The organism is Amphritea sp. 1_MG-2023 (assembly GCF_030547545.1).
Classification (GTDB): domain Bacteria; phylum Pseudomonadota; class Gammaproteobacteria; order Pseudomonadales; family Balneatricaceae; genus Amphritea.
In genome coordinates, this window is record NZ_JAUOQE010000005.1 from 133,588 (window position 1) to 143,814 (window position 10,227).

The 10,227-nt window shown below is 48.6% G+C and carries 10 protein-coding genes; 6 read left to right on the forward strand and 4 right to left on the reverse strand.

Features of this window, described 5'->3' with window-relative positions:
• Nucleotides 1-39 precede the first annotated feature (39 nt).
• Nucleotides 40-1,143 carry an LPS export ABC transporter permease LptF gene (gene lptF / locus Q4488_RS04875; protein WP_303579338.1) on the forward strand — a complete coding sequence of 368 codons (1,104 nt, stop codon included), beginning with the start codon at nt 40-42 and terminating at the stop codon, nt 1,141-1,143.
• The gene (lptG, locus tag Q4488_RS04880; protein WP_303579339.1) at nt 1,133-2,194 is read left to right on the forward strand and encodes an LPS export ABC transporter permease LptG; all 1,062 of its coding nucleotides are present in this window, start codon (nt 1,133-1,135) and stop codon (nt 2,192-2,194) included. Before lptF ends, lptG begins: the two co-directional genes overlap by 11 nt.
• A gap of 154 nt (nt 2,195-2,348) precedes the next feature.
• Here lptG and Q4488_RS04885 read toward each other — a convergent pair whose 3' ends face one another.
• From Q4488_RS04885 to gloA, 3 genes are all read right to left on the reverse strand, one after another.
• Nucleotides 2,349-2,795 (reverse strand): RDD family protein, encoded by a 447-nt coding sequence (locus tag Q4488_RS04885; RefSeq protein ID WP_303579340.1) that lies wholly within the window; start codon nt 2,793-2,795, stop codon nt 2,349-2,351.
• A gap of 192 nt (nt 2,796-2,987) precedes the next feature.
• Nucleotides 2,988-3,788 (reverse strand): tetratricopeptide repeat protein, encoded by an 801-nt coding sequence (locus Q4488_RS04890; RefSeq protein WP_303579341.1) that lies wholly within the window; start codon nt 3,786-3,788, stop codon nt 2,988-2,990.
• A gap of 305 nt (nt 3,789-4,093) precedes the next feature.
• Nucleotides 4,094-4,474: a lactoylglutathione lyase gene (gene gloA, locus Q4488_RS04895; RefSeq protein ID WP_303579342.1), complete on the reverse strand. Its 381-nt coding sequence runs from the start codon at nt 4,472-4,474 to the stop codon at nt 4,094-4,096.
• Nucleotides 4,475-4,620: 146 nt separating this feature from the next.
• On the opposite strand from gloA, the gene Q4488_RS04900 reads away from it, so the two are divergent.
• A complete protein-coding gene (locus tag Q4488_RS04900) occupies nt 4,621-4,947 on the forward strand; it encodes a phasin family protein (protein ID WP_303579343.1) in 327 nt (108 codons plus the stop codon).
• 34 nt (nt 4,948-4,981) lie between these two features.
• Nucleotides 4,982-5,500, forward strand: coding sequence for a flavodoxin FldB (fldB, locus tag Q4488_RS04905; RefSeq protein ID WP_303579344.1), 519 nt, complete (start codon nt 4,982-4,984; stop codon nt 5,498-5,500).
• Between the two features lie 30 nt (nt 5,501-5,530).
• Here the strand turns inward: fldB and nhaD are convergent, their stop codons facing one another.
• On the reverse strand, nt 5,531-6,997 hold the full coding sequence (gene nhaD, locus Q4488_RS04910; protein WP_303579345.1) for a sodium:proton antiporter NhaD: 1,467 nt from the start codon (nt 6,995-6,997) through the stop codon (nt 5,531-5,533).
• Nucleotides 6,998-7,209: 212 nt separating this feature from the next.
• Between nhaD and prfB the strand changes: the two genes are divergently transcribed.
• Nucleotides 7,210-8,304, forward strand: coding sequence for a peptide chain release factor 2 (gene prfB / locus Q4488_RS04915; RefSeq protein WP_303579346.1), 1,095 nt, complete (start codon nt 7,210-7,212; stop codon nt 8,302-8,304).
• A gap of 115 nt (nt 8,305-8,419) precedes the next feature.
• Nucleotides 8,420-9,922 (forward strand): lysine--tRNA ligase, encoded by a 1,503-nt coding sequence (gene lysS / locus Q4488_RS04920; protein ID WP_303579347.1) that lies wholly within the window; start codon nt 8,420-8,422, stop codon nt 9,920-9,922.
• The last annotated feature ends 305 nt before the right edge of the window (nt 9,923-10,227 follow it).

A 10,227-nucleotide genomic window follows, 5' to 3' on the forward strand; every position in this document is an offset into this window, starting at 1 on the left:
CGAGAATTCTTTACCGGCAATAATACAGGATATGGCAGTTTGATTATCTTTCGCTACCTGGCCAAAGAGGTGTTGATTAGCATGGCAGCGGTAACGCTGGTGCTGTTGCTAATCATAATGAGTGGTCGTTTTATCAGTTATCTAACTATTGCCGCCGCCGGGGAAATCCCGATGGAAGCGGTATTTTACTACCTTTTGTTTCGCCTGCCAGGGTTTCTTGAGCTGATTTTGCCGCTTGGATTGTTTCTAGGCATTTTGTTGGCTTATGGGCGCTTGTATCTCGAAAGCGAAATGGTGGTGCTACAAGCGACGGGTATGAGTCAGCGACGTTTAACCATGTATACCTTAGGGCCAGGTGTTGTCGCGGCATTGTTGGTTGGCTTTATGAGCCTGTATTTATCACCGCTAGGGGCGAATATGACCGAGGTTATGCTGCAAGAACAGCGTAATGTCGGTGAGTTTGATGTGATTAGTGAGGGGCGTTTTCAATCGATGTCTCGCAGCAATCGGGTCACCTATATCGAAAGTCTAGACCGCAATAGTGGTTCGATGGCGGGCGTGTTTATCTCCGAAAAAGTCACTCTAGATGATCGAGAACAGGCGGTCATGGTGGTGGCAGAAAAAGGCCGCAGCTATACCAATCCGGATACGGGTATTCGTTATTTAGTGTTGGATAACGGTTATCGTTATGAGGGCAATCCTGGCGAGGCTGATTATCGACAGATTGCCTTTGAAGAATATGGTATCCGCTTGCCCGATCAGCAACCGATACAACAAGTTAATGAGCTGTACTCGCTGCCGAGCAGTGAGTTGTTAAATGGCACAGCAGCCGAGCAGGCTCAGTTACATTGGCGGCTGTCGTTACCGATGTTGACCTTGATTGTGGCGTTATTGGCGGTGCCCCTAAGTAAGACAAATCCACGGCAGGGACGTTATGCCAAGTTGATCCCTTCCATTTTGCTCTATATGTCGTATCTATTGATATTAACTAACGTGCGTAAATATATTGAACGGGATGGCGGTGAGATCATTTTATTATGGTTAGTGCATGTGCTGTATTTCGGTTTAGCGATGGTTTTATTGTCTGTCGATGGCTCATGGAAAAAGTTGTTCTCGCGTCGAGGAGCTAATGATGCTGGCTAAACTGGATCGCTATATTGGTCTGCAGGTGTTGTTGAGTATTTTGGTGGTGATGTTAATCATTGTCGGTCTGGACTTTTTGTTTCGCGTGATCGATGAAATGTCCGAACTGAACGAAGGCTACACGCTATGGATTATGCTGGGCTATTCGGTACTTAACATGCCTGCTGCTTTTTATGAGTTTTTACCCTTAGGCTGCTTGGTAGGGTGTTTGTTAGGCCTAGGGGCGCTGGCGAGTGGCAGTGAGTTAACCGTCATGCGGGCGGCGGGTGTTTCTGTTTGGCGACTGGTAAAAATGGTGTTGAAGCCTATTATTGTGCTGTCTTTATTGGCGCTAATGATTGGCGAGTATGTCGCCCCATATTCCGGCACATTATCGGAGAGTATCAGAGCTCAGCACCTCAATCGAGGGACTATCTCTGCTCGCACCGGGGTTTGGCATCGTGAAGGCGGTGAGTATATCCATATTAATGTGGTCACCCCCGATGGCGATATTCAGGGGGTTACTCGGTTTATGTTGGCTGAGGATAGTCAGCTGATTTATAACAGTTATGCGCAATCGGGCCATTATGAGCAGGGGAGCTGGTTACTGCATGAGGTGGTTGAAACCCAGTTTCTTGAAAACGAGACGCAGACTCAGTTGCATGACACGCTGCCTTGGAATATTGAGCTAACACCGCAACGTTTAAAGGTGTTGATGGTTAAGCCAAAAGAGATGTCGACCAGCGAACTGTATCGTTATAGTCAATATTTGGACGATCAAGAGCTAGATAACGACCGTTATATGCAGAGCTTCTGGCGCAAAGTGTTTCAACCGTTAGCGATTATTGGCTTGGTGCTGGTGGCGGTGTCATTTATCTTTGGTTCACTGCGGAGTGTCTCCAGCGGACAGCGAATAATTACCGGTGTCGTCGTGGGCATGGTGTTCAAGATCAGTCAGGATATTTTGGCCCCCGTGAGCAGTCTTTATAGTATTGATCCTATTTGGTCGGCCTTGGTGCCAATCTTGATCTGTATGTCGCTTGGTGGTTGGCTGATTAAGCGAGCGGGGTAGTGTCGTGCTCCGCTGACTAGATTGTCTGTTACTCGAAAACGCAAAAAGCCCAGCATTGCTGGGCTTTTTGCATAATGGGTCGTCGTCATAGCGATGGCCACGGTAGACGCTGTCTCGATAGCGATTGAGGCTATCGCAATGCTGCTTATCTCGATTACTTGGGCAGTAACACTAGCTGAGTTTCAGAGAAGCTATCGTGCCAAGTGGCTTTATTGGCAGAAAATAGCATCCAGAAGAAGCCTAAACCAAGGCAGGCTAATGAAACAATCGCAGTCATAAAGCGAATCAGCGCTTGTCGCAGGCTGATATGACGGCCATCGAGTGTTTGTATTCTTAACTTCCACGCTTGCATCCCCAGTGTTTGTCCTAAGCGTATCCAGAAGTAGGCGTAAAAAGCGAAGGTGAGAAGGAACTGTACGGTTTGCAGTAGAGGAATCTGCGCACCGCTGACCGCTTCGCCCTGATTAAGCGCAACGGCGGCAAAGCCGGCACACATCCAAATGGCAACAACAAGAAAGCCATCATAGATCATCGCGGCAAAACGGCGGAGTAAGCTGGGTTGACGCAGTTCACCTTCAACTTCGGGGAAAGGTATGCTCATGGTGTGGGTAACGGTCTCTGGCTAATGAAAACGATGACCGCTTAGCTTGATTTTAATCAGTTAAGCCTCGCGGTTGGCAATTGTCGCTGACTATACCATTAAACGGGAGACCATTAAATTAGCGTGCGGCTGAGTGTGATAGACAAAAAAGCCGGACTGATTGTCCGGCTGCAAGTGGGAGAAGTGACCGCTTTATTGAAACGGCGTAACAAACTTCTCTTTATATTCGGCGGCTAGCATTTTAGCCTCTTCTAATTCATTCGCAGAAAGCTTCATTACTATACGGGATTGAATGGCAGTGGCGGTGCGATTGCCAAGCTCCAGTGCGTTTTGCAACCAAGCGTAAGCGGTGATATTGGTCTGTTGTTTCTCATCCCCACCATGATTGTTAGAATAGAGTGTGCCAAGGAAGAACATCGCTTCCATATGGCCTTGTTCGGCGGCCTTGAGATACCACTTTTCAGCCAATGCGAAATCTTGCTGAATACCGGTGCCGAAGTTATAAGCGCGGCCTAGGTTATGTTGTGCTGCGACGAAGCCTTGATCGGCAGCCAGTTGATACCATTGAATTGCTTGTGCTGCATCACGCGTCACGCCGTAACCAAACTCATACATCTCACCGAGTCGATTCTGTGCGTTAGCATCGCCGTTTTCTGCGGCAGGTTGCACGCTTTTGAGTTCAACTTTATAGCCTTTGTTTTTATAGGCGCGAAAACTGTTAACGCAACCTAGATGGCCCTGAGCGCTACAACGGTTATACAGTTTAACGGCTTGTTGTTCATCCGCTTCTACCCCCAAGCCCAATTCATACATCTGACCTACCAAATTCATAGCATCCAGATTGTTATCGCTGACAAGAGGCTTTAGTTCACTCATCGCGGTATTGTAATCTTTCGCTTCAAAGGCTTGCATGCCTTTTGATAGGCTCGCTGCAGAGGCTGTGTTGAGAGTCAGCAGTAGGCCGGTCATAGCCAGTAATAGTTTCTTACTCATCGAATTGCGCCCGTATGGTTAAAGGTAAAAATTTTGCGCCTATTATAGGCCTGTCATCCGTTGTTGATAGGGACAAAACGGATCTTTTTTGGCAGGTACTGTTGGCGCACATCAGTGAGATTCTTAATTAGCATGATCTAATGTTGGGCGCATTCTACATGATCGACGGCTAAAAATCATGATTTTGGTCATGGGTGAGCGTACTGAGTGTTGCAAAGAGCGCTGAGTCGAGGGTGACAACGGGGGTAAAGTCGGCACCCGAGTAACAGATGCCGTGATTGCTTGGAATAACGCGAAGGGGCGGCTTAGCTGCCGAGTAGCTCGATCATATAGCCATCGGGGTCGCGAACAAAGGCGAGGATGGTCGTGCCATGTTTCATTGGCCCGGCTTCTCGAACGACCTCACCGCCTTGCGCTTTGATCTTATCGCAGGCGGCATAAACATCATCGACTTCGATGGCGATATGACCATAAGCATTACCCATCTCATAATGATCGGTTTCCCAGTTATGGGTCAGCTCTAGCACGGTAGAATCCGATTCGTCACCATAACCGAGAAATGCCAAGGTAAATTTTCCATCAGGAAAGTCTTTACTACGTAACAGTTTCATTTCGAGCATGTCGGTATAAAAAGCGATCGATTTTTGCAGATCGGTCACTCTCAGCATGGTGTGTAATAGTCGCATGTGTGTTCTCCTGTTTGTGGCCGAGTAGTCATTCAGCGTAAACTATCTGTCCGCCTTAGCAAATTAATCCATCCGCCACTATTGAAAAGCCGCTTATTAAGGGTAATCTTTTAGCAGTTGGCAGAATGGCGAGCAAGGATACTGTTATGTTTCAAGATATGTCAAAAGCCCTTAATCAATCGATTGGGCCATTTAAAGCACTGGTTGATATTCAGACTAAAATGCTGGAAGAGCTAACTCGTCAGCAGATGATGTGTACCAAAGCCTGCATTGATGCAACGCTTAAACAGACGCAACAGATGCAGCACTGTGCTTCCACTGAAGATTTGATTAAGTCGCAGCAGGCCTATGCGTTGCAGCTTGAACAAACCTTAAAACAGGCGAATGATCTTAATATTGCTGCGCTTAAGCAGGCGCGCGAATCCGTTGAACATCTGGCCAATGATGCCTTTGATGCCTTTGCGCCAAAATAAGCGTTTGTCGTGTTGATCAATAAAGAGAGGTGTCATGAGTAAGGATATTGGGCTTTTTTACGGCTCGACAACGGGTAATACGGAAAGTTGTGCTGAATTGATCGCCACGGCAATAGGCTGGGATCGCATTGATCTACATGAATTGGCGGCCGATGGGCTTGATCGCTTGGAAGAGTATCGTTACCTCATCTTGGGTATACCCACTTGGGATTATGGTGAGCTGCAAGAAGATTGGTCAGATGTTTGGGCTGAATTGGATGAGCTGGATCTCAATGGGGTGAAATGTGCATTGTTTGGCTTAGGAGATCAGGTGGGTTATGGCGAATGGTTCTTGGATGCGATGGGAGCCTTACACGATAAACTGGTCAGTCGTGGTGCCGAAATGTGTGGTTATTTTCCTATTAACGGTTATCAATATGAGGCATCTAAAGCGTTAACGGAAGAGCAAGACTGCTTCGTGGGTTTGGGGCTCGATGAAGATTGTCAGAGTGAGTTGACGGCTGATCGGATTGCTCGTTGGGTACCGACGGTTTTGGATGCCTTTGATGCGTGAAGCAACAATCGGTTCTCTATTTGGCTCGGCTTAAACCCCATTGAGCCATAGATGAGCGGCGATACTGAGAAGGTAACCGAGGCCGATGGCCCAGCTCCACTTGAGATGGCTATAAAAGGTGTATACCCCTTGCGCCTGACCCATCAGGGCGATGCCCGCGGCTGAACCGATCGATAGCAGAGAGCCGCCAATACCGGTTGTCAGGGTGATTAATAGCCACTGATTGGTGGACATATCCGGTTGCATCGATAACACAGCAAACATGACAGGGATATTATCGATCAGCGATGAAGAAACGCCGATCAGACTGTTCGCCAGTGTTGCGCCTAATTGCTGATAGATCGTCTCTGAGAGTAAACTTAAATAACCCAGTGAGGCGAGTCCGCCGACTGATAGCACCACGCCATAGAAGAACATCAGTGTATCCCAAGAGGAACGTTCGACCACCTGAAAGATATCAAAGCGACGGATGACATCGGTGTGATCCCCTTTCATCTGCCGGATATCGGATATGTTAGCGATATGATGATTATGAATATGACCGGTATCTCGAACACTACTGGCGAAACGGCTGAGGTAGTAACCGTACAGTTTTAATATGCCTAAGCCGGTCATCATGCCGAGCACTGAGGGCAGGTTGAGCAGACTGTTACTGCTGATCGCCAAAATAATGGTGAACAGAAATAACGCTATAATGGGCCGAGCGCCGGGTTTCATCTGTCGTTTGGTTTGACGTTTTTCTGGCGTTGGCTTGGCCTTCTCAACAGCAAAGGACATGATGATTGCAGGCGTTAGCCAGCTGATTAGGGACGGTATGAAAAGGTTGAAAAAATCAGTAAATGGAATAATACCTTTCTGCCACACCATCAACGTGGTGATATCGCCAAAGGGGCTGAAGGCTCCCCCAGCATTGGCAGCGACCACCACATTAATGCAACCAACGGCGACAAACTTCACTCGATGTTGACCGATCGCCATCACCACGGCACCCATTAAGAGTGCTGTGGATAAGTTATCGGCAATCGGTGAGAGGAAAAAAGCGAGGCCGCCGGTGGCCCAGTAAATTTGCGTGAGGTTCCATTCGCAGGTGATCAGCCAAGCACGTAGTGCGGCAAATACCTGACGTTCTTCCAGTGTGGTAATAAACGACATTGCCGCGAGGAGAAAGAAAAACAATTCGGCATATTCAAGCAAATTATGACGAAAAGCGATCGCGGCGGTTTGATTGTCGCCTTCAAGGGTGTAGGCCAGCCCGACTAATAGCCAAATGAGTCCTGCGGCGACAATCACGGGTTTGGATTTACGTAAATGAAAAAACTCTTCGCCTAAGACAAATAGATAGCTGATGACAAAAATACCGACACAGGTAATACCGATAAAGCTATTGGTGTATGAGATGGGCGCAGCGGCAGCGGTTTCTGAGGCCATTAACGGGGACGCTAGGCAAGTCAAGATAACAGCACAGGCGGTGCATAGCAGGGTTAGTAGACGATACATTTTGCTTCCGGTTATCCCTAGGTGAACGATATCTATTCTGATTCTTGCTGATAAAGGTACCTAAAGTCGAGTTTTTTCAGCTCATCGGATACACAGCTGCCAGCTAATCGGGTAAAATATGCTGCTTTTTTAAACGGCCATTTCACTCCGGCGTACAACCCGGGAGCTGATCATGCGCTCCCCGTGCAGATAGAGAGAGTTAAGCGAATACGATGGAAATCAATCCGATCACCAATAGCCTGAAAGATATTACCGAACGTACAGAGGTATTGCGCGCCTACCTGGAATATCCAGAGAAGCAGGAACGCCTCGAAGAGGTAAATCGGGAACTGGAGGATTCAGCTGTTTGGAGTGAACCCGAACGAGCGCAGGCGCTGGGTAAAGAACGCGCGATGCTGGAAGGGGTGGTTAAAACTATTGATGACTTAACCAGTGGTGTCACCGATGCTCGAGATCTGCTCGATATGGCCGTTGAAGAGGACGATGAGGACACTGTCGAAGAAGTACGCAGTGAAGTCGAGAGTCTGCAAACCCTGTTGAATCAGTTAGAGTTTCGCCGCATGTTCTCGGGTGAAGCCGATGGCAACAATGCTTATCTGGATATTCAGGCGGGCTCCGGTGGTACCGAAGCACAGGATTGGGCCGAGATGATGCTGCGGATGTATCTGCGCTGGGGTGAAGATAAGGGTTTCAAAACGGAGCTGGTGGAATGCTCTGCCGGTGATGTGGCCGGTATTAAGTCGGCGACCATTAGTTTTCAAGGGCCGTATGCCTTTGGTTGGCTACGCACTGAAACCGGTGTGCACCGTCTAGTACGTAAATCGCCGTTTGACTCCGGCGGTCGCCGTCACACCTCATTCTCATCGGTGTTTGTCTCCCCTGAAATTGATGACAATATTGATATCGATATCAATCCTGCTGACTTACGCGTGGATGTCTATCGTGCGTCGGGTGCGGGTGGTCAGCACGTTAACCGGACTGAATCGGCGGTACGTATTACCCACGGGCCTTCTGGTATTGTCGTGCAGAGTCAGAGTCAGCGTTCACAGCATCAGAACAAAGATACCTGTATGAAGCAGCTACGCGCAAAGCTCTACGAGATGGAGATGTTGAAGCGTTCGGAAGCGGCACAAGAGCAAGAAGATAATAAAGCGGATATTGGCTGGGGCAGTCAGATCCGTTCCTATGTATTGGATGATCAGCGGATCAAAGATTTGCGTACCGGGATTCAAAGCAGTAACTGCGATAAAGTGCTGGACGGCGACCTCGATCAGTTTATTGAAGCCAGTTTGAAAGCTGGCCTGTAAAGCTAGGTACAGCGATGATGCGTTCATCGCGGCCAAAAGATTTAGAATATATGAAGGAATTGCGCCTAAGCGATTTCTAGAATTAGAGATTTAACCATTAAAGGCTCAACATAAAATGTCTGATAATACTCAGCCGCAAGATGAAAACCGCCTGATTGCCGAACGTCGTGAAAAACTAAACACGCTACGTGAAGCCGGTAATGCTTTCCCTAACGCTTTCCGTCGTGATAGTTATGCACAGGATCTGCAAGATCAGCATGGTCATAAATCGAAGGAAGAGATTGCAGAAGAAGGCATTACGGTCAGTATTGCTGGCCGAGTGATGCTGAATCGTGGTGCCTTTGGTGTCGTACAAGACATGACTGGCCGAATTCAGTTCTATGTTAATAAAGCCGCACGTCCGTTTGCCAAATCACTGGATCTCGGTGACATCATTGGTGTTACCGGTGTGTTGCATAAATCGGGTAAGGGCGATCTTTATGTTGATCTGGGTGAATATCAACTGCTAACGAAGAACTTGCATCCGCTGCCGGATAAGCACAAAGGCTTGCAGGACACCGAGACTCGTTATCGTCAGCGTTATGTTGATTTGATCATGAACGAGCAGTCACGGCATGTGTTTGAAACACGCTCTAAAATTGTGGCAGGTATTCGTAACTATCTGACAGAAAAACGCTTTATCGAAGCTGAAACGCCGATGCTGCAAGTAATTCCTGGCGGTGCAACGGCGCGTCCGTTTGTCACGCATCATAACGCGCTAGACCGTGATATGTACTTGAGAATTGCGCCGGAGCTATATCTCAAGCGTTTGGTTGTCGGTGGTTTTGAGCGAGTCTTTGAAATTAACCGTAACTTCCGTAACGAAGGTCTATCGACCCGTCATAATCCAGAATTCACCATGATTGAGTTCTATCAAGCTTATGCGGATTACAACGATCTGATGGATCTGACCGAAGACATGCTGCGCACGGTAGCGCAGAATGTATTAGGTACCACAACCATCGTTAACACCGTGCGTAATGAAGATGGCGAGGTGTTGGAAACCTTTGAGTACGATCTAGAGAAACCATTCACCCGTCTGAGCGTGTTTGATTCTATCCTGCACTATAACGATGATATTACCGCGGAAGCACTGGCTGATGATCATGCGGCGCGGCAGATCGCTGAGCGTCTGGATATCGATGTCAAAGATAGCTGGGGCTTAGGTAAGGTGCAGATCGAGATCTTCGAGAAAACCGTTGAGCATCGTTTGCAACAACCGACCTTTATCACCGAGTACCCAACTGAAGTTTCGCCACTGGCTCGTCGTAGCGATAGTAATCTATTTGTGACTGACCGTTTTGAGTTCTTCGTCGGTGGTCGTGAATTGGCTAACGGTTTCTCCGAGTTGAATGACTCGGAAGATCAAGCCGAACGTTTCAGCGCTCAGGTAGCTGAAAAGGATGCCGGCGATGATGAAGCGATGCATTATGATGCTGACTATATTAATGCACTGGAGTACGGCTTACCGCCAACCGCAGGTGAAGGTATTGGTATCGACCGTCTAGTGATGTTGTTTACCGATTCCGCATCGATTCGGGATGTTATCCTGTTCCCCGCGATGCGTCCTCGAGGCTAATTTTTTACACCACTCAGGCTGCCAAATGGCAGCCTTTTTTATGCACAGGACGTGCAGTATGCCGCGGGCGCAGGGATGCGCAGGAGCGGCGATGTCAGGACGTGCAGTATGCCGCGGGCGCAGGGATGCGCAGGAGCGGCGATGCGCAGGAGCGGCGATGCGCAGGAGCGGCGATGTACAGGACGTGCAGTATGCCGCGGGCGCAGGGATGCGCAGGAGCGGCGATGTCAGGACGTGCAGTATGCCGCGGGCGCAGGGATGCGCAGGAGCGGCGATGTCAGGACGTGCAGTATGCCGCGGGCGCA